This window comes from Inhella inkyongensis (genome assembly GCF_005952805.1).
GTDB lineage: Bacteria > Pseudomonadota > Gammaproteobacteria > Burkholderiales > Burkholderiaceae_C > Inhella > Inhella inkyongensis.
In genome coordinates this window covers 3,797,995-3,821,974 of sequence record NZ_CP040709.1, presented here as the reverse complement: position 1 = coordinate 3,821,974, position 23,980 = coordinate 3,797,995, and the positions used below count along the sequence as shown (strand labels likewise).

The 23,980-nt window shown below is 67.1% G+C and carries 21 protein-coding genes and 1 riboswitch; of the genes, 8 read left to right on the top strand and 13 right to left on the bottom strand.

Annotated features, from left to right (window positions below; all coding sequences use genetic code 11):
- The first annotated feature begins 20 nt into the window (after window positions 1-20).
- From FF090_RS17940 to FF090_RS17920, 5 genes are all read left to right on the top strand, one after another.
- Window positions 21-743 carry a nucleotidyltransferase family protein gene (locus tag FF090_RS17940; RefSeq protein WP_138858040.1) on the top strand — a complete coding sequence of 241 codons (723 nt, stop codon included), beginning with the start codon at window positions 21-23 and terminating at the stop codon, window positions 741-743.
- A 1-nt stretch (window position 744) separates the two neighbouring features.
- Window positions 745-3,042 carry a diguanylate cyclase gene (locus FF090_RS17935; protein ID WP_175423710.1) on the top strand — a complete coding sequence of 766 codons (2,298 nt, stop codon included), beginning with the start codon at window positions 745-747 and terminating at the stop codon, window positions 3,040-3,042.
- 11 nt (window positions 3,043-3,053) lie between these two features.
- Window positions 3,054-4,184 (top strand): GGDEF domain-containing protein, encoded by a 1,131-nt coding sequence (locus FF090_RS17930; protein WP_138858038.1) that lies wholly within the window; start codon window positions 3,054-3,056, stop codon window positions 4,182-4,184.
- 269 nt (window positions 4,185-4,453) lie between these two features.
- Complete coding sequence (locus FF090_RS17925; protein ID WP_175423709.1) at window positions 4,454-5,149, top strand: hypothetical protein; 696 nt, start codon at window positions 4,454-4,456, stop codon at window positions 5,147-5,149.
- On the top strand, window positions 5,149-5,436 hold the full coding sequence (locus FF090_RS17920; RefSeq protein WP_138858036.1) for a hypothetical protein: 288 nt from the start codon (window positions 5,149-5,151) through the stop codon (window positions 5,434-5,436). Before FF090_RS17925 ends, FF090_RS17920 begins: the two co-directional genes overlap by 1 nt.
- A gap of 210 nt (window positions 5,437-5,646) precedes the next feature.
- On the opposite strand, the gene FF090_RS17915 is transcribed toward FF090_RS17920, so the two are convergent.
- Window positions 5,647-6,621: a potassium channel beta subunit family protein gene (locus FF090_RS17915; RefSeq protein WP_138858035.1), complete on the bottom strand. Its 975-nt coding sequence runs from the start codon at window positions 6,619-6,621 to the stop codon at window positions 5,647-5,649.
- A gap of 58 nt (window positions 6,622-6,679) precedes the next feature.
- Here FF090_RS17915 and FF090_RS17910 point away from each other — a divergent pair, with 58 nt between their 5' ends.
- Window positions 6,680-7,897: an FAD-dependent monooxygenase gene (locus FF090_RS17910; protein WP_138858034.1), complete on the top strand. Its 1,218-nt coding sequence runs from the start codon at window positions 6,680-6,682 to the stop codon at window positions 7,895-7,897.
- On the opposite strand, the gene thiD is transcribed toward FF090_RS17910, so the two are convergent.
- The 7 genes from thiD to thcB4 form a co-directional block, all read right to left on the bottom strand.
- Window positions 7,894-9,447 carry a bifunctional hydroxymethylpyrimidine kinase/phosphomethylpyrimidine kinase gene (thiD, locus tag FF090_RS19665; RefSeq protein WP_138858033.1) on the bottom strand — a complete coding sequence of 518 codons (1,554 nt, stop codon included), beginning with the start codon at window positions 9,445-9,447 and terminating at the stop codon, window positions 7,894-7,896. The two genes, FF090_RS17910 and thiD, sit on opposite strands and share 4 nt — an antisense overlap.
- The gene (locus tag FF090_RS17900) at window positions 9,444-10,232 is read right to left on the bottom strand and encodes a thiazole synthase (RefSeq protein ID WP_138858032.1); all 789 of its coding nucleotides are present in this window, start codon (window positions 10,230-10,232) and stop codon (window positions 9,444-9,446) included. Before FF090_RS17900 ends, thiD begins: the two co-directional genes overlap by 4 nt.
- Window positions 10,233-10,448 (bottom strand): sulfur carrier protein ThiS, encoded by a 216-nt coding sequence (thiS, locus tag FF090_RS17895; protein ID WP_138858031.1) that lies wholly within the window; start codon window positions 10,446-10,448, stop codon window positions 10,233-10,235.
- Window positions 10,445-11,506, bottom strand: coding sequence for an FAD-dependent oxidoreductase (locus FF090_RS17890; protein WP_138858030.1), 1,062 nt, complete (start codon window positions 11,504-11,506; stop codon window positions 10,445-10,447). The genes thiS and FF090_RS17890 overlap by 4 nt, the downstream gene beginning before the upstream one ends.
- Window positions 11,503-13,440 (bottom strand): phosphomethylpyrimidine synthase ThiC, encoded by a 1,938-nt coding sequence (gene thiC / locus FF090_RS17885; protein WP_138858029.1) that lies wholly within the window; start codon window positions 13,438-13,440, stop codon window positions 11,503-11,505. Before thiC ends, FF090_RS17890 begins: the two co-directional genes overlap by 4 nt.
- Window positions 13,441-13,511: 71 nt before the next feature.
- A riboswitch (TPP riboswitch) is annotated at window positions 13,512-13,624 on the bottom strand.
- A gap of 578 nt (window positions 13,625-14,202) precedes the next feature.
- Window positions 14,203-14,820 (bottom strand): Thoeris type III anti-phage system protein ThcA, encoded by a 618-nt coding sequence (gene thcA / locus FF090_RS17880; protein ID WP_138858028.1) that lies wholly within the window; start codon window positions 14,818-14,820, stop codon window positions 14,203-14,205.
- Window positions 14,821-14,823: 3 nt separating this feature from the next.
- Window positions 14,824-15,966 (bottom strand): Thoeris type III anti-phage system protein ThcB4, encoded by a 1,143-nt coding sequence (gene thcB4, locus FF090_RS17875; protein WP_138858027.1) that lies wholly within the window; start codon window positions 15,964-15,966, stop codon window positions 14,824-14,826.
- A gap of 361 nt (window positions 15,967-16,327) precedes the next feature.
- Here thcB4 and FF090_RS17870 point away from each other — a divergent pair, with 361 nt between their 5' ends.
- Both FF090_RS17870 and FF090_RS17865 read left to right on the top strand, forming a co-directional pair.
- Complete coding sequence (locus FF090_RS17870; protein ID WP_138858026.1) at window positions 16,328-16,915, top strand: toll/interleukin-1 receptor domain-containing protein; 588 nt, start codon at window positions 16,328-16,330, stop codon at window positions 16,913-16,915.
- 144 nt (window positions 16,916-17,059) lie between these two features.
- Window positions 17,060-17,557 (top strand): TIR domain-containing protein, encoded by a 498-nt coding sequence (locus FF090_RS17865; RefSeq protein ID WP_138858025.1) that lies wholly within the window; start codon window positions 17,060-17,062, stop codon window positions 17,555-17,557.
- 318 nt (window positions 17,558-17,875) lie between these two features.
- Here FF090_RS17865 and FF090_RS17860 read toward each other — a convergent pair whose 3' ends face one another.
- Genes FF090_RS17860 through FF090_RS17840 form a run of 5 tightly spaced genes read right to left on the bottom strand, consistent with a single transcriptional unit; the run spans window position 17,876 to window position 23,974 of the window.
- The gene (locus FF090_RS17860) at window positions 17,876-18,451 is read right to left on the bottom strand and encodes a GNAT family N-acetyltransferase (protein WP_175423708.1); all 576 of its coding nucleotides are present in this window, start codon (window positions 18,449-18,451) and stop codon (window positions 17,876-17,878) included.
- Complete coding sequence (locus FF090_RS17855; protein ID WP_138858023.1) at window positions 18,448-19,623, bottom strand: ATP-binding protein; 1,176 nt, start codon at window positions 19,621-19,623, stop codon at window positions 18,448-18,450. The genes FF090_RS17860 and FF090_RS17855 overlap by 4 nt, the downstream gene beginning before the upstream one ends.
- A gap of 57 nt (window positions 19,624-19,680) precedes the next feature.
- Window positions 19,681-21,579 (bottom strand): MFS transporter, encoded by a 1,899-nt coding sequence (locus tag FF090_RS17850; RefSeq protein WP_138858022.1) that lies wholly within the window; start codon window positions 21,577-21,579, stop codon window positions 19,681-19,683.
- Window positions 21,576-22,457, bottom strand: a complete 882-nt coding sequence (locus tag FF090_RS17845) for an RnfABCDGE type electron transport complex subunit D (protein ID WP_138858021.1) — start codon at window positions 22,455-22,457, stop codon at window positions 21,576-21,578. Before FF090_RS17845 ends, FF090_RS17850 begins: the two co-directional genes overlap by 4 nt.
- The gene (locus tag FF090_RS17840; protein WP_138858020.1) at window positions 22,445-23,974 is read right to left on the bottom strand and encodes a DUF2330 domain-containing protein; all 1,530 of its coding nucleotides are present in this window, start codon (window positions 23,972-23,974) and stop codon (window positions 22,445-22,447) included. The genes FF090_RS17845 and FF090_RS17840 overlap by 13 nt, the downstream gene beginning before the upstream one ends.
- Between the last annotated feature and the right edge of the window lie 6 nt (window positions 23,975-23,980).

The window sequence follows — 23,980 nt, the reverse complement described above, 5'->3', positions numbered from 1 at the left end:
CGGCTGCGACACTCGAAACCATGTTGATTCCGCATGCCCTGATTGCTTGTGCCGGCCGTGGTGAGCGCATGCGCCCGCTGAGTGACCACACGCCCAAGCCCTTGCTGGTGGTGCGCGGCAAGCCGCTGGTGGTCTGGCATCTGGAGGCGCTGGCGCGCGCCGGGGTGCGCCAGGTGGTCATCAATACCGCCTGGCTCGAAGAGCAGTTCCCCGCCCAGCTGGGCGACGGCAGCCGCTGGGGGCTGCAGATCCATTACGCATTTGAGGGCCGCGACTTCGGCAGCGCGCTGGAGACGGCCGGGGGCATCAAGAATGCGCTGCCGTGGCTGGCCCAGACTGCCGAACAACCCTTCTGGTTTGTCTCGGGCGATGTGTTCGTGCCGGACTTTGATTTCCCCGCCGCCGCCGTACAGGCCTTCGCCGCCCGGCCCGCGCTGCAGGCCCATCTGTGGCTTACCGAGAACGCGGCCCACCACCCGCAGGGCGATTTCGGCATCGATGCCGAGGGCCTGGCGCGTTCGCGCCAGCAGGGCTTTGACGGCCCTTGCCTGACCTGGGCCAGCCTGGGGCTGATGCGCCCCTCGCTGGTGGACGCGGTGACTCCGGGGCAAAAGCAGGCCCTGCGGCCGTGTTTGGAGGCGGCCATCGCGGCCGAACGCATGACGGCCGAGCGCCTGCGCGGGCGCTGGGTCGATGTCGGCAGCCCCGAGCGCTTGGAACAGCTCAATCAAACCCAGGACTGATATGAGCCCCCCGTCCCAAGGTCTGACCCAGCCGCTCGCCGAGCGCCTGGCCACGGCCTGGGGGCTGGGCCTGGCGCTGGGCCTGGGCGCGCTGGCGGGTGCGCTGGGGGGCTGGATATGGGGCTTGGCCGTGCTGGCCGGCAGCGCCACGTTGGCGCTGGCCCTGCTGATCCTGCACGAGAGGCATCTGCGCTGGCGCATGGCGGCCGGCACCGAGGCCATGACGGCGTTGGGCGTGCCGCTGCTCATCCTGGACCAGGACGACCGCCTGCGCTGGTGCAGCGCGGCCTTTGTGCGGCTCTACCCGGCGCTTGCTGGCAAGGTGGCGCGCGGGGTGTCCTATGCCGAAATCTGCCGCCTGGTGTTGGAGAGCGATGTCATCGACCTGGAGGGGCATCCGCCGCGCGACTGGCTGAAGCAGCGCCTGCAGCGACATCAGGGGCAGGGCGATCGCTGGATTCAGCGCATGCGCGATGGCCGGGTGCTGCAGGTCATTGAGAACCGCACGCTCAGCGGGGGCTGGGCCAGCGTGCGCTTTGACATCGGCGATCAAGTGGCCCTGCAGGACGCCTTGCGCGCGGCGCGCGACGAAGCCCGCGCGGCCAATGAACTGCTGGAGGAAGCCCTGCAGGCCATGCCGGCGGGTTTCGAGATCTGGGATGCGCAGGACCGCCTGCTGCGCTGCAACGACCGCGTGCGCGAGCAGTACCCCACGGCGGCGCATCTGCTTCAGCCCGGGGTGCGCTTCGAGGACGTGGTGCGGGCCTCCTTGGCCGCTGGGGCCATCCCATCGGCCAAGGGCCGTGAGGCGCAGTGGCTGGGTGATCGGCTGGCGCAGCGTGCGCGCCTGGGACGCCCCTTCTTGATGGACTACCAAGGCCAATGGATCCAGGTGGACGAGCGCCGCATGCCCTCGGGCCGTGTGGTGACCGTGCGCCAGGATGTGACCGAGCTGGTGGCGGCGCGCAATGCCCTGACGCAAGCCCGACAGGTGGCCGAGCAGCGCACCCAATTGCTGGAACGCGCCGTCGATGCGCTGCCGGTGGCGCTGTATGTGTGGGACCCGGATGGGCGCCTGATGCTGGTGAACCGCCTCTACCGCGACTGGCATCCGGAAATCGATTACGACGCGCTGATCGGCACGGACTTTGAGCACACCTTGCGCGTCAGCCAGGCCCATGGCCTGCTACCCCAGGATGCCAAGGGGCGTGAGGAGGAATGGATTGCCGAACGCGTGCGCCTGCACGGGCAGCGCCCCGAGTTGCTGCAGCAGCTGCCCGATGGGCGTCAGATCCTGACCCATGAGCAGCGCACGCCCGAAGGCTTCATCGTCACCGTGCGCCAGGACGTCACCGCGCTCTTGTCCAAGGAACGCGCGCTGGCCAGCAGCAAGGCCCAAGTCGAGGCCATCATCCGCACCGCGGGCGCGGCCATCGTGACCATGGACACCGAGGGGCGCATCCTCTATGCCAATCTGGCCGCTGAGCAGCTCTGGGGCTATGCCGGCGCTGAGCTGGTGGGTCGCTCGGTGGTGAGCTTGCTGCATCCGGACGCGCGCGCCGAACTCGTCGGCCTGTTTGAACAGCATTTGCGTCAGCCCGAGCTGGACCTGATCGGTCCGCGCCGCGAGGTCCAGGCCCAGCACCGTGACGGCCAGGTGCTGACCTTGCTGGTGGCCATCTCCGAGGTGCGCACCGCCGACGATCACTTCTTCGTCGGTGTGATCAACGACATCAGCGCCGCCAAGCGCCTGGAGGTGGAACTGCGCGAGGCCAACCAGCGCCTGGAGCAGCTCAGCCGCACCGACTCCCTGACCGGCCTGGCCAACCGCCGCCGGCTGATGGAGGGATTGCAGGAGTTGTGGCAGCGCGGCTTGCGCAGCCGCACACCGCTGGGCCTGCTGATGGTGGATGTGGACCACTTCAAGGCCTACAACGACCACCATGGACACCAGGCTGGCGATGCCGCCCTGCAGGCCCTGGCGCGGGTGTTGCAAGGCGCGGCGCGCCGCAGCACCGATGTGGTGGCGCGGTATGGCGGCGAGGAGTTCGCCCTGCTGCTGGACGACTGCGACGGCGTGGCCGCCCTGGAGCGGGCCGAACAGATTCGTAGTGCGCTGGCGGCGCTGCAACTGCCGCACGGAGCCTGCCCGCTGGGGCGCCTCAGCGTTTCCATTGGCGCCACCCACCTGATGCCGGAGCCCCAGCTCCGACCCGAGGAGGGCCTGGCGCGCGCTGACAAGGCGCTCTACCAGGCCAAGACCCAAGGGCGCGACCGCGCCGTGCTGCTGGCGGACTGATCGGGCGCAGCGTGGACGCGCAACTGCTCCAGGTCATCGCCGTCCTATGTGCCATGGGGGCTCTGGCCTGGCTGTGCCTGGCCTATCCGCTGCGCATCGCGTCGGTGGCGTGTCAGTACTTCGCGCTGGCCGATCTGCTGTTGTTGCTCAGCCTGCTGGCCACCTTGCAGCGGGGCAGCCAGCCCGACTGGTGGGCCTGGGCGTTCGCCGATCTGCTCGGGCTGGCCGCCTATGTGGCCTTGCGTCGGGGCGTGCGGCGGCTTTGGCGCCTGCCGCAGACGCTGCAGTTCGAGCTGGCCCTGATCGCCCTGGCCACCAGCGCTTACCTGAGCGCGACGCCGGGTCCGGAATCCCTGCGGCTCTACATCGCGCTGTACTCCGGCTTCGCGGCCCTGCTTTGTGCCGCCATTGCGCGGGACCTCTGGTGCGCCACGCGTGCCGCCTTTGAAGGCAGCGCCGCGGCCCCCACCCTGGCGCTGCCCTTCTTGTTCACGGCGCTGCTGATGGCCGCGCGCTTGCTGGGCCTGCCCAGCGAACCCATGCTGGAGCCGGCGGCCGATGCCGTGGCCCTCCACTGGGTCTTTTTGCTGTTGACCGTGCTGCTCAATGCCAGCCTATTTGGGGCCGTGCTCTCACGTCTGGTGCTGGAAATTCGCCGCCAGGCCGAGCGCGATCACCTCACCGGCCTGTTCAATCGCCGCAGCCTGGAGCAACGCATCGCGCAGGAGCAGGCGCGCCACCGCCGCCACCCCCAGCCCTTCGCCCTGGTGATGCTGGACATCGACCACTTCAAGTCCATCAACGATGCCCGGGGTCACGAAGCCGGCGATGCCGCGCTGCGCCATCTGGCCCAGGTGCTGCCGCCCCTGCTGCGCCAGAGCGATGTGCTGGGTCGCTTCGGCGGCGAGGAATTCATGGTGCTGATGCCGCTCACCGACCAGGATCAGGCCCTGGTGGTGGCTGAACGCATGCGCGTCGCACTCAGTCGCCAACCCCTGCGCTGGCAGGGGCGCGAAATCGCCATCACCGCCAGTTTTGGCGTGGCCGACAGCCGCCATGGCGATCAGCTGCTGCGCCAGGTGGACGCGGCGCTCTACCGCGCCAAGGCCAACGGGCGCAACCGGGTCGAGGTGGCGGCTTAGCTAGCAAGCGCTGGCCGAAGGTTCACTCCGCTCGGCGGGTGGGGCACCCGCTGTCACAGCGCGTACTTTGAGGGCGTTCAGAGAATCGCGACCCCAACCCGGTAGGCCTTGGAGCAGCGACGAAACGCGCCACTCAAAGGCTGGGTGGTCGGCGACCATGAGGAAGGAAGAGTTGGATGTCGTTTTGGAAACCGGATAACACGCGTGAGGGTTTGCTGCGATCACGGCTGGCGCTCGAGTTCAGCTGGGAGTATGACGAGTCACGGCCCATGGGGAACTGGGCTGAGGGCTTCGTGCATACCCTTGTGTCGGCCGGGCTTGTGGGCTTGTTTCCCCAAGCCCATGCGCTGGCCCAGCGAGCGGTTGAATGGTTCGACCGTTCGCTGCAGCGCAACGAAGACTTTGGCGGCGAGACCGAGACCTATCACCAGCGATTGGTCCAGGGCAAGGCCCTGGCGCTTTGGTTGCGCGACGGCTCAGCGGCCACCGAGGTCTGGGCCGAGGCCTTTCGGCGGCAACTGAGCATCATGGAGCGTCTGCGCGCGGACTTGCGCGGTAACGGGTTGTCGGCCTTACTCGACGAGCTGATGGCTTGTGCCGTGCAGGGCGGCTGCAATGAGGCGGGGGTCGCGGCCTATCAGTCCTTCTTGGGCGAGCGGGCCGCCAAGCTCACCCCGCGCACGGTGCGCAAGCCACATCAACTGGCTTATCTGCTGTGTGCGGAGGCGCTGGCTCCGGCGCATGGCGCCGAGGCCCTCCATGCGGCCGGACGTCAAGTGCTGCAAGCGCATCTGGCTGAACGCTGGTTGCATCTGGGTCAGATCGCCCGGTCGGGGATGTGGCTCAAGATCGTGCATGGGATCGTGAGCAAGGATCTCAATCCCTCTGCTGTCTTGCTGCGGGCCTATGAGGACATGCCAACGATTCCGCGGCCCAGCTTTCTGGTCAGTGCGGGAAGCATCTGATGCCACAGTCTGTCGAGGCGGCGGTTGAGCAGGTGCTGCGCGTGTTGGGTGCTGTGTTGCCCCAAGAGGGGGCTGAAATGGCCCGTGATTACTTGCGCCACGGCGAAGCCCTGCTGGCGGTTGAGATGGCCCTCGGCAACATGATGGACAACGACTGTGCGCTGGAATCGAGCGCCGCCGGGCAGGTGCTGGACCTGATGTCTGGCCTGTTTGAGATGCGGCTCTTGGCGCAAATCAAGTCTGATCTGAACTATCTGACTTCGCTTTCGTCACGACCAGAGGCATGACCTCTTGTTCTCAACGCATGGTGCTGCTCGCCCTGTTCGCTTCGCTGTCGGGCTGCGCTGTCGCGAAGGAGTCCGGGTCCATGCTGGCGAACGGGGCCAATCTGTACCAGGAGCCCAGCGATGGAGCGCGGGTCCGGTGACGGCTGAGTACGCGTTCGTCCGGCATCGTGCGCGTCGCCGGGATTGAGGCGGTGCGGGGGCTCTTGATCGCTACTGGGCGAGAGGCTGACAGATGGCATCGATGCGCGCCATCAGCTCGGGCGTGAGCTTGTCGCGCAGGGCCAGGGCGCCCAGGTTGTCGCTCAGCTGGCTGGCCTTGCTGGCGCCCAGGATGACGGTGGAGACGCGCGGGTTTTTGGTGATCCAGGCCACCGCCAGCTGCGCCAGCGTGCCGCCCAGCTCCTGGGCGATGGGTTCGAGCTGCGCCACCACCGCATTGCGCGCCGGGTCCACCAATTGGGCGCGCAGCCATTCCTGGTTGTCGCCACGGCTGCCGGCCGGCACGCCCTGACGGTACTTGCCGGTCAGCAGGCCGGAGGCCAGCGGGCTCCAGGTCGTCAGCCCCAGGCCGATTTCGTCATAGAGCCGTGCGTACTCCTGCTCGACGCGCTTGCGGTGCAGCAGGTGGTACTGCGGCTGCTCCATCAGCGGCTTGTGCAGATGGTGGCGTTCGGCGATCTCGTAGGCGGCGCGGATCTCGTCGGCGGCCCACTCGCTGGTGCCCCAGTACAGCGCCTTGCCCTGCTGGATCAGGTCGTGCATGGCCCACACGGTTTCCTCGATCGGGGTGTGCGGGTCGGGGCGATGGCAGTAGATCAGGTCGATGAAGTCGAGCTGCATGCGCTGGAGCGAACCATCGAGCGCTTGCATCAGGTATTTGCGGTTCAGCGTGTCCTTGCGGTTCACGGCGTTGCCGTCGCGGTCCAGACCCCAGAAGAACTTGCTGCTGACGATGTAGTTCAGGCGCGGCCAGTTGAGTTTCTTCAGCGCCTCGCCCATTACGCGCTCGCTCTCGCCCTTGGCATAGACCTCGGCGTTGTCGAAGAAGTTCACGCCCGCGTCATAGGCCTGGGCCATCAGCTCGACGGCGGCGCCGGTGTCCACCTGGTTGTGATACGTGATCCAAGAGCCCAGCGACAGGGCGGAGACTTGCAGGCCGGAGCGGCCCAGGCGGTTGTAGTGCATGGCGGATTCACGGGATCGGGAAGGCGGGCAATTTAACGGTTTGCGTACGATGGCGCCGATGTTGGATCACAAACCCCTGGACGCTCCTCTGCCACTGGACGCCCCGCGCATCGCCGTGGTGGGCGCCGGCCCGGTCGGACTGGCCTTTGCCGTGCAGGCTGCGCAGGCCCTGCCGCAGGCCCAGATCGTTTTGTTCGATGCCCGCCCGATCACGGCCACGCCGCCGCCCGATCCGCGCACCCTGGCACTGAACCTGGGCTCCATTCAGCACCTGAGCCGGCTGCAGGCCTGGGAGGCCGTGCGCGCCGAGGCCATCTTGGAGGTCTCGGTCAGCCAGAGCGAGCCGGGCCGCACCGACCTGCGCCTGCGCGCCAGCGAACTGCGCCAACCCCTGCTCGGCGCGGTGCTGGGCTATGCCGATGTGCTGGCGCCCTTGGCGGGCGCCTGGCTGGCGCTGGAGGCGGCCCAGCTTCCCGCCCAAACTCGGCGCCTGCGCAGCGCCGGCGGCCAGAAGGTGGCGGGCCACAAGATGCTGGCGGACGGCCGCATCGAACTCGATGCCGGCGTGGCCGAGGCCTTTGATCTGGTGGTGCAGGCCGAGGGCGGCCTGTTCGCCGAGCAGGCCGGCAAGCCCTGGCGGCGCGAGTACGCGCAGACCGCCTGGGTCGGGCAGATCCGTCTGGGCGCGGACTGGCCGCGCGGCCTCGCAGTGGAGCGCTTCACGCGCGACGGCCCGCTGGCCGTGCTGCCCCTGCCCGATGACGCCCGGGGGCGGCGCGCCGCCCTGGTGTGGTGCACCTCGCCCGACGAACCGGCCGAGGCGCTGAGCCTGGCCCGTTTGCAGGCCCTGCTGCCCGCCGCGCATCGCGCAGCGACCGGCATCGACGGCCCGCTCAAGGCCTTCCCGCTGGGCCTGAACGCCGAGACCCAATTGGTGCAGGGCCGCCTAGTGCGCATTGGCAATGCGGCCCAGACCCTGCACCCGGTGGCCGGCCAAGGGCTCAACCTGGGCCTGCGCGATGCCCACCAGCTGGTGACGGCCCTGCGCGAGGGCGTTGAAAGAGCCGCCGACCTGGACACCGCCCTGGCCCGCTTCGAGCGCCGCCGCCGCCCCGACCGCCTGGCCCTGCTGGCCACCACCGACGGCCTGGCCCGCGTGTTCGCCGGAGACAGCGCGGCGCTGTCCCTGGCGCGCGAAGTGGGTCTGCGCGCCCTGCAGGCCCTGCCGCCGCTGCGCAGCGCCTTGGCGCGCCAGCTGATGTTTGGCTGGCGTTAGAGACTGGGCTTCGGCAATTCTGGGGCGGCCAGCCCCGGCACCCCCAGCCCTGCCCGCCAGGCCTGCTGATAGGCCGCCACCGCTGCCTCGGGGTGCTCCGCCGCCGTCAGCCCCGAAGCCACCGCAAAGCCGGCCGGTCTGCAGCGGGCCGCCTGCACCGTGCGCTCCGGTGTGAGCCCGCCGATGGCCACCACCGGCAGGGGGTCCAGCAGCGCCGCCCAATAGGCCAGGTTGTGTGCGCCCTGGGGTTGCCAGGGCATGGCCTTGGTGGTGGTGGCGTGCACCGGGCCGCAGGCGATGTAGCTGGGCTTGAGCGCCCAGGCCCGCGCCAGCTCCCACAGCGAATGGCTGGAGACGCCCAGCTGAAGACCCGCGCGCGCCAGCGCCTGCAGGTCCACTGCACCGTCCAGGTCTTCTTGCCCCAGGTGCACGCCATCGGCCCCATGGCGCAGCGCCAGCTGCCAGTGGTCGTTGATGAAGAGCGTGGCCCCAACGCGGCGGGCGGCGGCCACGGCTGCCACCACCTCGGCCTCCAGCGCCGCATCGGGCTCTCGTTTGATGCGCAGCTGCAGCGTGCGCACCCCGGCCGCGCTTAGGCGCTCCACCCAGGCCGCGTTATCCACCACCGCATAGAGCCCGCGCTCGCGCCAGGGGTTGAAGCGCGGTGTCTGAGGTGGATCGTGCGGAAGGCATTGCAAGGGCCAGGCCTGCGGCAGCAGTTCGCGCCGCAGGGCGAAGCCGGGCTCGGCCCGCACCGGGCCGGCGCCGCTGCCCGCGGCGCTGCCGGCGTGCAGTGCGCCGGCCGTGGCCATCTTGGCCAGCACGGCGGCGTCGGCCACGCAAAAGCCCTGCGCCAGCGCGGCGCCCAAGCTGGCCGCAAAGGTGCAGCCACTGCCGTGGTGGTGCGCGGTGGGGATGTGGGGCAGGCTCAGCCAGCCTTCGAACTGGGGGCTGAGCAGGAGGTCGCGCGCTTGCGTGCCGCCGGCGTCGCCGCCGGTGACGACCCAGGCGCAGTCGGACAGCGCGCGCAGGCGCGGCAGGGCGGCCAGCAGGGCCCCGTCGTCATTCAGGCTGTCCAGGCTGGGCAGGCCCAGCAACCAGGCGGCCTCGCGCCGATTGGGCGTGCACACCGTGGCCTGGGGCAGCAGCTCGTCGATCAGAAACTGGCGCAACTCGCCCCCGCTGAGGTCCGCGCCATCGCTGCTGGCGCGCCAGACCGGGTCCACCACCAGGGCCGGCCGTTGAGGCAGGCGCTGCAGCTGACGCAGCAACACCTGCACATTGGCGGCACTGCCCAGCATGCCCGTCTTGATGGCGCGCGGCGGCAGGTCGCTGGCCAGCGCGGCCAGCTGGGCTTCGAGCATTGCGGGCTCCACGGCCTGGATGCGTTGCACGCCGGTGGAGTTCTGCGCCGTCAGCGCCGCCACGGCCGTGCAGCCGTGCACGCGCAGCGCGTCGAAGGCGCGCTGGTCGGCCTGGATGCCGGCGCCGCCGCCGCTGTCGGAGCCGGCCACGCTCCAGACGATGGGCCTTGTGGAAGCAGAGTTCATAGCGTGAAGGGGCGGCCGCTGACGGGGGTGGAGGGCACGGCCAGGTCCTGGGCCGCGATCGGGCCGGCCTCAAAGGCGGCACGGCCGGCGGCAATGGCCTGGGCAAAGGCGGCGGCCATGCGCACCGGGTCGCCGCACAGCGCCACGGCGGAATTGAGCAGCACGCCGTCAAAGCCCAGCTCCATGGCCTGGGCGGCCTGCGAGGGCGCGCCGATGCCGGCGTCGACGATCAGCGTGGCCGCAGGGAAGCGCGCGCGCAGCGCCCGCAGCGCAAAGGGGTTGAGCAGGCCCTGGCCGCTGCCGATGGGCGCGCCCCAGGGCATCAGGCCGGCACAGCCGGCGTCCAGCAGGCGCTGGCCCAGCACCAGGTCGTCGGTGCAATAGGGCAGCACGGTGAAGCCCAGGCGGACGAGCTGGGCGGCGGCGTCCAGCAGCTCGAAGGGGTCGGGGGCCAGCAGCTGCTCGTCGCCCACCACTTCGAGCTTGATCCAGGCGGTGTCCAGCAGCTCGCGCGCCATGCAGGCCAGCTGCACGGCCTCGTGTGCGCTGCGGCAGCCGGCGGTGTTGGGCAGCAGCTGCGCACCCTGATCTTTCGCCGCGTCGCGAATGATCTGCACAAAGCCGTTGTCTCGCGCCCCGGTGCCCAGGGTGCGCTTCAGGCCCAGGGTCAGCACCTGGGCGCCGGAGGCGCGGATGGACTCGGCCAGGATGGCTGGCGAGGGGTAGCCGGCGGTGCCGAGGAGGAAGCGGCTGTCCAGCTGGTGATTGCCAATTTGCAGGCCCATTCAGCCTCCGGTGATGGGTGAAAACAAAAGAACGCGATCGGCGTCTTGCAGCACGAGCTGCGCGCGTTGCCCGCGCGGGACGAATTGCCCATTGACGGCGGTTGCTAACTGCTCGGGGTTCAGGCCCGGAGGCAGCAGGCGAGGTAGCAGTTCGTCCAGGGTGCAGGGCGTATCGACCGTCAGCGGGCCGTGGTCGGTGTGCAGGGTGATGGTCATGTCATTAGCCCGGTATCGCTCAGGGCCTGATCCAGCAGGGCCGGCGCCAGCAGCCAGCCGTGGCGGTACAGGCCGTTGATGCGGGTCAGCCCGGGTTCGTGGTGGATGCAGGGGCGGTTGTCCGGCAATGCAGGGCGCAGATTGCGGTCCAGGCGCAGGATGCGGCCTTCCGCCAGCGCCGGGATCAGGCTGTGCGCGGCGGCCATCAGCTCCACCGCGCTGCGCAGCGAGACGGGCGAGCGGTCCTCGCTCTCGATCTCGCTGGCGCCCAGCACGATCTGCTGCCCCGGGCGCGGCACCAGGTAGAGGCGGTGGCGCGCATGCAGCAGGCGCAGGGGGCGATGCAGGGTCACATCGGGCGCATGCAGCCACACCGTTTCGCCACGCACTCCGCGCACCGGCAGGTCGGGCCGCGCGCCCACGCCGCGCAGGTCGAACACATGATCAAAGGTCTGCCACCCTGCCGCCAGCTCCAGCCGGCCCGGCCCCAGCGCGCGCACCGCCTGGCCCCAATGCCACTGCACGCCGGGCGCCGTGGCCTGCAATGCCTTCAGCGTGCGGATGGTGCAGATGGCGGCCTCGCCCGGCAGCAGCCAGGCGTGCAGGGCGCCGCTCTGCAGCGCGGGTTCGAGCTCGCGCAGGCGGGCTGCATCCAGCGCCAGCGGCTGCTGCGGCCAGCCGCTGGCGCCGGCCTCGATGCGCGCCAGCACACGGCGCGCCGCGCCCAGGTCGGGGCCGTGCGCCAGCAGCAGGCTGCCATTGCAGTCGAAATGCGGCGGCTTGCCCGCGGCTGGTGACCATTTGGCCAGCCGCGCCACGATGTGGCCCCAGCGTTCGATGGAGTGCCAGCCCAGCGCGGCCAGCTCGGGGTCGGACGACTCCAGCTCGGCCAGCGGGCTCAGCATGCCCGCCGCCGTGAAGCCGGCGGCCCCCTGGCCGTCGAAGCGCGGCTCGGGGTCGGGGGCGGGGTCGAAGACCTGCACCGCGTGGCCCGCATGGGCCAGCAGCCAGGCCGCCAGCCGGCCCAGCAGGCCGGCGCCGGCAATGCCGATCTTCATGGCAGTTCGACTTGCAGCGGGATGTAGAGCTTGGCGCCGGCGGCCTTGAACTCGGCGCTCTTTTCGGCCATGCCCTGCGCAGCCCACTCGGCGCCGGGCCGCCCCAAGCCGAGTGAGGCCCCCTCGGGGGGTGGCGTAGGCGAAGCCGAAGACTGGGGGCTTCCTCGTTTGATCTCTTGCGAGAGCTTCATCGAACAGAACTTCGGCCCGCACATCGAGCAAAAGTGCGCCACCTTGGCGCTGTCCTTGGGCAGGGTCTCGTCGTGGAAGGCGCAGGCGGTTTCGGGGTCCAGCGCCAGATTGAACTGGTCCTGCCAGCGGAACTCGAAGCGCGCCTTGCTGATCGCGTCGTCGCGCGCTCGGGCCCCCGGAAAGCCCTTGGCGATGTCGGCCGCGTGCGCGGCGATCTTGTAGGCGATCAGGCCCTGCTTCACGTCCTCGCGGTTGGGCAGGCCCAGATGCTCCTTGGGCGTCACATAGCAAAGCATGGCCGTGCCGGCCCAGGCGATCTGCGCCGCGCCGATGGCCGAGGCGATGTGGTCGTAACCCGCCGCGCAGTCGATCACCAACGGGCCCAGCGTGTAGAAGGGCGCCTCGGCACAGTGGCGCAGCTGCTCGTCCATATTGGCCTGCACCAGGTGCAGAGGCACATGGCCGGGGCCTTCGATCATCACCTGCACATCGTGCTGCCAGGCCACTTGTGTCAGCTCGCCCAGGGTGCGCAGCTCGGCGAACTGCGCCTCGTCGTTGGCATCGGCCGTGGAGCCCGGCCGCAGGCCATCGCCCAGCGAGAAGCTGACGTCGTAGGCCTTCATGATTTCGCAGATCTCTTCGAAGTGCGTGTAGAGAAAGTTCTCCTGGTGGTGGGCGATGCACCACTGCGCCAGGATGGCGCCGCCGCGCGAGACGATGCCGGTGCGGCGCTGCGCCGTCATCGGCACAAAGGGCAGACGCACGCCGGCATGGATGGTGAAGTAATCGACCCCCTGCTCGGCCTGTTCAATCAGCGTGTCGCGGAACACCGCCCAACTCAGGTCCTCGGCCACGCCGCCCACCTTCTCCAGCGCCTGGTAGATCGGCACCGTGCCGATGGGCACGGGCGAGTTGCGCACGATCCAGTCGCGCGTGGTGTGGATGTGGCGGCCGGTGGAGAGGTCCATCACCGTGTCCGCGCCCCAGCGCGTGGCCCACACCAGTTTTTCCACCTCTTCGGCAATGCCGGAGGTGAGCGCCGAATTGCCAATGTTGGCGTTGACCTTGACGCGGAAGTTACGGCCGATGGCCATGGGCTCCAGCTCGGGGTGGTTGATGTTGGCCGGGATTACGGCGCGGCCGCGCGCCACCTCCTGCCGCACCCACTCGGGCGTGATCTCACGTGGGATCTGCGCCCCCATGCCGAAGCCACGCAGGCGCTGTTCCCGTGCGGCGTCGCCCAGGTACTCGGCCATCCATTCGCGCCGGCCCATCTCGCGCAGCGCCACGAACTCCATCTCGGGCGTGACGATGCCGCGCCGCGCGTAATGCATCTGCGTCACATTGGCTCCGCTGCGCGCCCGGCGCGGCATGCGCTGCAGGCCGGCGGCCTGGGCCTGCAGGGCGGCCCAGCGTTCGCCGTCGCGCAGATTGCCGTCGTCCACCGCCTGGATGGGGCGGCCTGCGTAGCACTCGCTGTCCTCGCGCTCGGCAATCCAGCCCGCGCGCAGCGCGGGCAGGCCTTGCTGCAGGTTCAGGGCATGCGCCGGGTCGGTGTAGGGGCCCGAGCAGTCGTAGAGCGAGACGCGCTCGCCATTGGTCAGCAGCACCTCGCGCTGCGGCACGCGCAGGTCGGGGCGCGAGCCCTGCACAAAGGTCTTGGTGGAAGCCGGCAGCGGCTGGCGCGAAGCGGCCAGCAGGGCGTCGAAATCGGGGGGCGTATTGCCAGGGGCATGACTCATCGGGGCGTCCTTCAACGGTGGGTGCTCCGGAAGGTGCCCCGCGCACGGCCTGCCCCCATCAGGGACAGGCCCGCAGGCCTCTCGACTCTCCTTACGCCGGTATTAACCGGATCAAGTTCTCGGGTTTGGTCTTCATCACCATCTCAGCCTTTGCGCAAACGCGCAGGCACCCCGGAGCGAGGGCGCAGTATAGGGAGGGGTGGGGGCGGGCTGGAAAGTCTGGGACGGATGGGTGTGGATACGACCGTAGGAGTGACCGCCGGCGGCTGTGCAGCGAAGTGAGTCATTCGACGCGATAGCCCTGAGTTGTCGGTCATATCGCATCGCGGACATGCATGGCGCGGACTGCTCGCATAGTCTCAGCGTCCCTGGCGATCACTGAAAAGGGAAAAGATCGTTGGCGGCGCGAAGTTGCAAGGCTTGCTCGGACAAGCACAGCTTGCTCGCAGCTAAAGATCAGCAGCCGCCAGACTGAACGAGACCGTCGGCCCTGCAGAGCTCTCGCCTGCTCGGCTTCTTAGTGGAGCTCGCAGCCTCTGACCGGGCCATCAGCCTATGGGCTAATCGACCAAATTGAAGCCGTTGTCAGCCTCAAGGTGCAGCGCGACGAAGAAGCTTCAAGCATGGACTAGGCTCACAAATTGATCGCCATCCTTACCCGCCGGGTCAGGGACCTGAAGCCAGACTGGAGGATATTCAGCCCCGAGCTGACATCTTTCCCATCAAGTGACAGAGAAATAGTTGGCACCTTCGACCGTAAAGTCACGGAACGGTTGGACGCGGAAAGCTTTGTGACGCCCCGCCAGCATCTCGCCAACCACTTACAGCCGAGTGGAATATCCCCGCAAAGTTAACGTCCTGCAGGTGCAAGGCAACTGTGTCGCCGAGGCGTTGGGCCAGGTCGAAAGCCGCACCCCCAGGTGCTGCGACCGGAAGCACCGGTGCGGCGGGATGGAACTGGCGAAACAGCTGGTACTCGGTTTGCACTCCATCCATGCCACCGATGAAAACCGCTGCGGTAAGGTCGTCACGGCCCAGCATGGCTTCTCTCATCTTGAGCAAGCTGGCCTCCCGGTCATTGGGTACCGCATCCGTAAAGATCACATTGTCAAAGCGTTGGTTCTCTTCAGGGAAACGATCCTCGAAGAAGCGACTCTGGTACAGCACAACGGAATTGGAGTACGCCACACCCAGGTCTTCGCAGATGCTCCAGATCATGGGGGTGATAGAAGGATGCCCACCCCAAACGATGCGATGGGTGCGGATGGTGGCAATGACCAACTCCCGCACGGCGCACTGAATAAGGAAGGGGCTGGCGGTCTCGTGATAGTGGCCACGACCTCGCACCGGGATGCTGGCCGACAGGAACAAGGCAGCCATAGTTCAGGCCTCCCAGTCTGCGAACTGCCACGCAGCTTCGCTTGCCTTTACCCATCGCGCAGGCCGCACATGCTCTCCCAACCAGTCCATGTGGGCCTGCCAGCTCGGGAGGATCCCGACATGGTCATAGAGCACCGCCACCGTCTTGCCAGGCGAGCGCGTTACGGCTTCGTGCAAGCTCGCAGACGTCGGCACTCCGACCGTCGGGTACACGACCAAATCCTTGCCATCCGGCAACAGCAGATGGATCGACTTGTGTTGACCAATGCCAACAAACTGGCCGTGGATGCTTTCGATGCCGTTCCGTACCTGGCTGACGAGATTGACGTTGCGCACGGCGTGGCTCTCACTGCGCACTTCTTCGAGTTGGAGACAGATGCGCTCCACAGCCGCCAGAGAGAGATGACCGGTGGCTGGATCAACCTCTTCCGCCAGGAGTTCGGCACGGCTCGCAGTCGCGGTACGGGCTGACGGGGTGGAGTCAGGCCAATCAACCCGCAAGACAGATATGCCCTTGGCCTGAGCGCGCCCAAACTCGGCACTTGTCCAGCGGCTTTCAAAGTAGGTTTGCGTGTCCAGCATGAGCAGAACATCGGAATCACACAGGCGATGCCAGAGCATCGCCTGAAAATCCTCCGCCGGCGCGATGCTGTGCGTGTCGAGAAACACCTCGAAGTGGCGGGCCGAAATGGCATCAAAGAGTTGCAGCGCCGCATGACGCGCTTCGTTGCGCTTGTAGCTGAGGAAGACCCGCCGTTGCCGAGGAAGCAGGCCAGCGCACTCAAGCAAGGCAGTCGCGACACGGGCCGCGCCACCATCGCGATAGTCCAGGCAGTTGATGTGGCGGAGCTCTTGAGGGATCTCTTCTCGGACGCGGCTCACGTCAGACACCACCGGCAAGACGGGTACGGCACGCTTCAATAGCGCCGGCAAATCGAAGGCCGCAGCGCCTTGGCTGCCGAAGTAGACCGCAGCCGCAGCCCTGCGCTGGCTTGGGGAAAACTCATCAGGCTGTACCAGCCAGGCCACCTCAGCACCCAAAGTCATGCCGAAAGCAGAAACCGCCTGCCCAACAATTTCTTCGAGTGCATTCAGTTGGGCGTCTGAAGGGGCGCCAAGTACAGCAAGTTCATAGAGGACCGGCATATCGACGGCCTCAAATCGTGCTCAGGGGGACTGAGTCGCATGTGTGCCCAGCCTCGAGGCCCGCCAGCGAGCTTTGCCCGACACGAACGACGCGCCGCAGTCGCTCGAAGTACTCGTTGCTGTGGATAGCCAAATGAATCTCCCTTGGTGCCTGTTGCGAAGGGCAAGCCCGGCAAGCGTTTGAGGTTGTCTACGTGTCAAGCGTAAAGCACGCCGGCGTCGCGTACTCGTGTTTAGTCGCCACCCCATTGCCCGATTGATCGCACGCGCGAGTTCACTTCGGTGGCAGGCAAGCATCACAGAGTGAAATCGCGGTCGCTAGACTGCCCCGAAATCAAAAGCCAGATCGGGAGACAAGTCAGTGCCGTATTTCACCAAGGGAGAGGCTCGTGCCGCCGCCGCCCGTTCGGACATTCTGCAGAAGGGCTCAGGCAGCTATGAGCGTGGCCTACGAAAGGCCATGGAGAGCGCGACGCAGTGGGAAGCGTTTGACGTCTTTCTTTCGCACTCTGTGCGGGACGCTGAACTCATTGCCGGCGTTACGCGCTTGCTTGAAGATCAAGGCTTAAAGGTATATGTCGACTGGCTGGTAGACCCGCAGTTGGACCGCAATGCGGTAACGAAGGAGACGGCGGCGCTTCTCCGACAGCGGATGAGGCAGTCGAAATCGCTGATTTTTGTGGCGTCCGACGGTGCCAGTTCGTCCAAATGGATGCCCTGGGAGCTGGGCTACTTTGACGGTTTCAAACCCGGCAACGTGGCCATCTTGCCGCTGCTGGACAACGCCTCTGAGGTATTTCGAGGGCAGGAATACCTTGGGCTTTACCCCATCGTCAACAGGAACACCTACACCGATGGCCGGCCCGAAATCTTTGTCGAAGAGTTTGGCAAGCAGTGGTCCACGCTGAAGCGATTTGGCAGCGGTGGTCCCGATTGGCGGCCGTACTGATGGTCCACCGATCACGACAGCGCCCACCAGCAGATTCAGGTCAAGCCAGGGGCACACATCGCACGTGAATACACTCAGTAACGCCGTGCTGCCCTAGGCAATGTGGGGTGCTGGCGTCCAATTCAAACCGACAGGGATTACTGCATGACTCAGCGACGCGTTTTCTACAGTTTCCATTACAAACCCGACAACTGGCGAGTCGGGCAGGTGCGCAACATTGGCGCCATTGAAGACAACAAGCCTGCCAGCGACAACGACTGGGAAACGGTCAAAAAGGGCGGCGACACCGCCATCCAAAGCTGGATTGATGGGCAGCTCAAGGGCCGCAGTTGCGTCGTGGTCTTGATTGGCAGCGAGACCGCTGGTCGCAAGTGGATCAACTACGAGATCGAGAAGGGCTGGAACGACGGCAAAGGTCTGGTCGGTATCCACATTCACCAGCTCAAGAACCGCGAGGGCGTCACCGCCACCAAGGGCGCCAACCCTTTCAAAGGGTTCACGCTCGCCAACGGCAAGGACCTTTCCAATGTCGTTAAGGCTTATGACCCGACAGGCGTCGACAGCAAAGCGGTGTACCAGATGATTGCCAACAACCTCGACAGCTGGATCGAGGAAGCGATCCGTATTCGCGCCAACAACTGACCATGAAGGGGGGCTTGGTAAGCCTGCCCCTTCAAATGCCGTCCGCGGAGAGTGTTTGGCGTGATGACGCAGTGTTGAGTTCAGCGCTCAGCTGACGTTCTTCTCGCCTCTCAAGCGAAGCGAGGACTCGCAGTCCGGGCTCTTGTAGCCTGAAATCGATTCAATGCTCCTCGACGCAGCGACTGCGAGCGCAATGGAGTCCCTCAGGGCCCGCGAGCCGTGGGGCCGCTCCCAGCCGATGGCCGCTCGCTGCCGCCAACCTGTGCGGCAGCTGACCCCGGGGAGCGGCCTCGAAAATTCTGCAGCCTACCCAGTGCCTCACCCCACCCGCCACTCCACCGGCGCCACGAAAACCGCATTGATCAGCTCGGTCAGCCGGTGGTCCCGCCAGGCACCGTCGATGTAGAGGTAATCCCGCGCGATGCCGATTTCGCGAAAGCCCAGGCGGTCCAGCACCCGGGCGCTGGGGTGGTTGTCCACCCGGTGCCCGGCCTGCAGGCGGTGCAGGTTGATGACCGGGCCGAAGGCGGCGGCCACCACGGCGCGCAGGGCCTCGTGCATCAGGCCCTGGCCTTGCTCGGCGGCGTCGATGGCGTAGCCCAGAAAGGCGCTCTGGTGGGGGCCGCGGCCAATGCCGCTGAGCTCGGCTTTGCCAATCACCCGGGTCGGGTCTTCGGGGCGCACCACATACCAGCGGTAGCCGCTGCCCTCGGCAAAGGCCGCCTCTTGCTTGGGCAGGCCTTGCTGCCAATGCGCCAGCGTGAAAAAGCCGGGCGGATAGGGCGGGTCCCAGGGCGCGAAGTGGGCGCGGTTGCGCAGCGCGAAGTCCAGCAGGGGCTGGGCCAGATCGGGGTGGGGCGGCAGCAGCCGCAGGCGTTCGGTTTCCAATTTCATGCACGGCTCCCAAAAGACTGGGCAAAGGCCCGCCAACCCACCGCCCACACGCCCTGGCGCGCGCCCTGGCCTTCGCCGCCATGCACCACCATCGGCATGCGGGTGCGCAGCCCGGCCGCCGTGGCCCATTGCCGCCAGCGCAGCGCTGCGGCGGGCCAATCGCTGGCAAAGGTGGCGCCCGACTTGATCTCGATGGCCTGCACGCCTTCGGGCGTTTCCAGCAGCAGGTCGATCTCGTGACCGATGTTGTCGCGCCAGAAGTAGAGCTCGGCCGGGCGCCCGGCATTGAAGCGCCACTTGAGCACTTCGGACACCACCCAGGTTTCAAACAGGGCGCCGCGCGCCGCATGCGAGGCCAGGGTGGCGGCGTCACGAATGCCGAGCAGCCAGGCCAGCAGCCCGACGTCCAAGAAGTAGAGCTTGGGCGTTTTGACCAGGCGCTTGCCGAGATTGACGTGATACGGCGGCAGGCGTGCCACCAGATAGCTGGCCTCCAGCACCGACAGCCACTGACGCGCCGTGACAGCGGACACGCCAGCGTCGTTGCCCAGCGCCGCCAGATTCAACATTTGGCCAGAACGTGCTGCGCACAGGCGCACAAAGCGTTGGAACTGAGCCAAGTCCCGCACGCCCACCAGTTGGCGCACGTCGCGCTCCAGATAGGTGGCCACGTAGTTCGGAAACCAGTCCTCGCGTGACACTGGGCGATCGAACAAGGGGGGGTAGCCACCTTGCAATAGGGCGGACTCCAAGCTTCTTGGCAGGGCTGCGCCCAGTTCAGCGCCGGCAAAGGGCAGGAGCTCCAACCGGCCCACGCGACCTGCCAGCGTCTGGCTCAAGCCGGCCATCAGATCAAACTGTGCCGAGCCGGTCAGGATGAACTCACCCATCACCTTGCGCTCATCCACACGCTGCTGCAGCCAGGAGAGCAACTCCGGTGTGCGCTGGACTTCGTCCAACACCGCCCCATGGGGGAACTGCGCCAGAAAGCTGCGCGGATCCTGCAAGGCGAACTCGCGCGTGTCGGGGTTCTCCAGCGAGGCGTAGGGCCGCCCTGCGGCCATGGAGCGCGCCAATGTGGTCTTGCCAGATTGGCGCGGCCCGGTCAGGGCAATGACAGGAAAGCCCTGCAGCAGGCGCTCCAGCGTGGCTTGGGCGAGGCGCGGGATCAATTTACAAATCGAAAGTTGAACTTTTGATCTGTAAGTCTAAGGCCGCACGGGCCGGCTTCAAGAGCTCAGCAATTGCCCAACCCGATCACGCAGCCCGTCGGGTGACACCGCATTGGGTGCAATGGGCTCGCCCACCACCACCTCCACCGGGCTGAACAGCCCGCGGCGGAAGGGCTTGACCATGGCCTGCCCGCCCTCGGCGCGGCTGAAGAAGCTGCCCCAGAGGTTCTTCAGCGCCATCGGGATCACGGGCACGGGTTGGGCTTCCAGGATCTTCATCAGCCCGCCCTTGAAGGGCTGCAGCGTGCCATCGCGGGTGATGCCGCCCTCGGGGAAGATGGCCAGCAGATCGCCCTCGCGCAGCACGGCCTGGGCCTGCACAAAGGCGCGCTCGTAGGCCCGCGGGTCTTCCTTCTGCGGGGCGATGGGGATGGCCTTGGCCAGGCGGAACATCCAGCCCAGCACCGGGGTCTTGAAGATGCGGTGGTCCATCAGGAAGCGCACCGGGCGGGGGCTGACGGCCATCAGCAGCACGGCATCGATGAAGCTGACGTGGTTGCACACCAGCAGGGCCGGCCCTTCCGTGGGGATGTGTTCTTCGCCGCGCAGCTTCAGGCGGTAGACGGTGTGCGAGAGCACAAAGGCCACGAAGCGCAGCAGGTACTCGGGCACCACCAGGAAGATGTAGGCGCCCACCACCGCGTTGGCCAGGCCGATGGCCAGGAAGAGCTGCGGGATGCTGAATCCCTGCGCCAGCATCAGGCCGGCGCTCAAGGAGGCGCCGATCATGAACAGGGCGTTGAGGATGTTGTTGGCGGCAATGATGCGGGCGCGGTGCGTGGGCTGTGCGCGCAGCTGGATCAGCGCATACATGGGCACGCTGTAGAGGCCCGCGCAGGCGGCCAGCAGGGCCAGGTCGGCCATCACGCGGGCATGGCCGGGGGCGGAGATAAAGGCGGCCAGGCCGAACACCTCGCTGCCGTGGGCGGGCAGCGCGTTGCAGGCGAAGTAGAGGTCCACCGCGAACACCGTCATGCCGATGGCGCCCAGGGGCACCAGGCCGATTTCGACCATGCGGCGCGAGAGCATCTCGCAGGCCAGCGAGCCCAGCGCGATGCCGACCGAGAACACCGCCAGCAAGAGCGACGCCACCTGCTCGTTGCCGTGCAGCACGTCTTTGGCAAAGGCCGGGAAGTTGCCCAGGAAGACCGCGCCGACGAACCACATCCAGGAGATGCCCAGCAGCGAGCGGAATACCACCAGGCTTTCGTGCGCGATGCGCAGATTGCGCCAGGTCTCGCTGATCGGGTTCCAGTTCACCCGCAGTGCCGGATCGCTGGCCGGCGTGGGCGGCAGGGCCTGGGCCATCAGGCGCCCGGCCACGGCCAGGCCCAGGCAGGTCCAGGCCACGTAATGCGCGCCCTGGCCGGGAATGGAGATCAGCGCCCCACCCACCAGATTGCCCAGCAGGATGGCCACGAAGGTGCCCATCTCCACCATGCCGTTGCCGCCGGTCAGCTCATCGGCCGCCAGGTGCTGGGGCATGTAGGCGTACTTCACCGGCCCGAAGAGGGTGGAGTGCAGGCCCAGCAGGAAGATGCAGGCCAGCAGGGCCGGCACCTGTTGGGAATAGAGCCCCCAGGCCGCCAGCACCATGATGAGCAGTTCCAGGTTCTTGATGGCGCGCATCAGCGCGCGCTTGTCCAGCTTGTCGGCCAGCTGGCCGGCGGTGGCGCTGAACAGCACGAAGGGCGCGATGAACATCGCGCCGATCACCAGGCCGGCCTGCGCCGGCGGCATCCAGCTCACCGAGAGCTGGAAGGTGACGATCATCGTGAACGCGAACTTGAATAGGTTGTCGTTCGCCGCGCCCAGGAACTGCGTCCAAAAGAAGGGCGCAAAACGGCGCTCGGCCATCAGGGCGAACTGGCTGCTGGAATGGGGGGCGGCGCTCATGCGGACTCCGGCTTAAATGTCAAAACAGGCTCACGCGCCCAGGAGGCGCGGGGGGCTGGCCAAGCGTGGTTGATCCACGGCACCAGCCAGCTGGCAGCGAACAGGGTCACGATCAGACCATGAGGGCGAAACAGCTGGTATTGCCACACAAAGGCCGCCAGGGCCACCAGCAGCGCATAGACCAGTCTGGGGACGCGCCGCTGCGGCGTGGTCATCGGGTCGCTGATCATGAAGAAGGCAAACAGCAGCACCGCGCCGTTGCCCACCTGACGCAGCCACATGGCCACACCCGGGTCCCAGGCATAGCCCAGACCCGCGAGGCGCGCGGCGCACAGTCCGCCCCAGGCCAGCAAGAAGGCCAGGCTGACATCCACGCGCTGCGCCCGACGCGTCACCCACAGGCCCAGGGCCATGAACCACAACGCCAACAGGCTGCCGCTGCCCCATTGACCCGGACTCAGCCAGGCATCAGGCAACAAGGCCCAGGCCAGAAAGGCCGCCAGATTGGCCGGATTCAGCACATGGCTGCGGCAGGCCTCGGGCCCGGCGCGCAGCAGGTACTTGCTGCTCATGGCGACCGCAGCCAACAGCGGATGCACCCACAGCCCGTTGGAGCGCACCAGGATGCAGATGCCCAAGGTGCTGACGGCCGCGCTCAGATAGCCGCTCCAGCGCCGCCGTGTGGGCAGCCGCAGGCCCCATTGCCAAGCCGCCTGGGTCCCCAGGGCCGAGAGCGCACAAAGCAGCACCTGGGCGGGTGCGATGGCGATGTCGTGCCACAGCGCGCCAAACAGCAGAAAGCTGGCGAGAAAGCCGATCTGCCACCATCGGGCGTCTGGCTTCAAGACCGTGCGCTGCAGCGCGCTCAGCGCCCCCACAGGCGCTCCCACCAAGTGCCTCGGGGCGGCTTGCTCAGCACGCGGTAGGGCGCTGCCTCGGGCCAGGCGTCGATTTCCGCCAGATTCCAGCCGGTCAGCTGGGCCAAGGTCAGTTTTTCTTTGGCGACCCGCTCGGGCACGGTCTTTTCGTAATAGCGCGCCGCCACCGCGATGGCCGCGAGCTTGGCGCGCTGGCAGTCGCTCACGCATTCCTTGCGAAGGCCGGCGCGCTCCGTTTTCACGCTGAGGCGTTCTCGAACCCCGTTCCTCAACCCGTACGCAGTCCGGTCCAGCTCTTCCAGGCTTGCCGTGCAGTGGCGCTCGCAGTCCTCCCGGCCCACGCGCTCACTGCATTCCGCCACCGTGCCGGCATAGGGCTGTTGAATCACATAGCGCGCCTGCCAGTTCTGGCGATCGCGGGTCTGCGTCAGCATCAGGTCTTCCGGAAAGCTTTGCGGCGTGTAGCGCAGATGCAGCCGGCTCAGTACCACCGGCTGCGCCCCACCCCCGCCCAAGGCTGCGCCCGACACCCAGTGCGCCCCCAGCTTCAGCAACTCCTCACGCGAGAGCGGATTGGCCGCACAGGGGTCGCACCAGGCCATGTCCCAGGCGTATTCGGTGAACACCACCCGATGGTCTTCCTTGCGTGCCTGCTCCGCGAACATGGCCTTGTAGAAGTCCGCAAAGCGCGACTTCACGAAGGGTGGCAGATTGACATCGGTGGGCAACTTGACGGTTCGGTAGTTGCTGCTTTCCACCCGCCCCTCGCGCCCCAGCACATAGACGATCAAGTCCTGGGGCTGATCCGGCGCTGCATTCAGCATGCCCAGGCGCATGGGCAGCATGAATTTCTCACTCTCGAAAGCGAACTGCAGGGGGCGTAGGCTTTGGTAGCCGGTCTTCAGTTGCTCCTGCAGATTGACTTTGGCGACAAAGAACTTCATGCCCTGCGCCACATAGGGCTTGAGCGCCGCGCTGGCGCCCGCAGGAATCCGGTAGCCGTTCTCGCTCAGCCACTGCTCCAGGCCGTCGGACTGCGTGGCCGAGAGGCTGACGATGTCGTATTCCTCCAGCGTGAACTGGGCGTCCACGGTGACGCCGCGTGCCGGTGCGGCGGGGGTGAGCATTTGTACAGGCGGCGGCCGGGTTACAACCGGCTGCGGAATTCGATAGCGCTCTGACCAACCAAGGTTCAGCTGGCAGGGATCGTTGTCCCGGTACTCGGCCAACCTCGGCGCTGAATAGGCGTCCAGATGCTCAACCACCGCCTTGTCCAGCACCTTGACCTGGCCCTGCCGGATCACCTGGGGCGTGGGCACCACGAGCGCGAATTCGCTCAAGGGACCGGCGTAGTCGTTGACCATGGTGAGCACGGTGCGCTGGCCGTCACGCGCCAGCACGACCTGACTCGCTTCATTGAACAGCTTGGCATCGGCCTTGCCGGCATAAAAGCCGCAAAAGGCCTGGGCCGCGCCGCCCATCAGCAGCAGCGATAGGGCGCTCAGCAGGTGGCGCATGGTCAT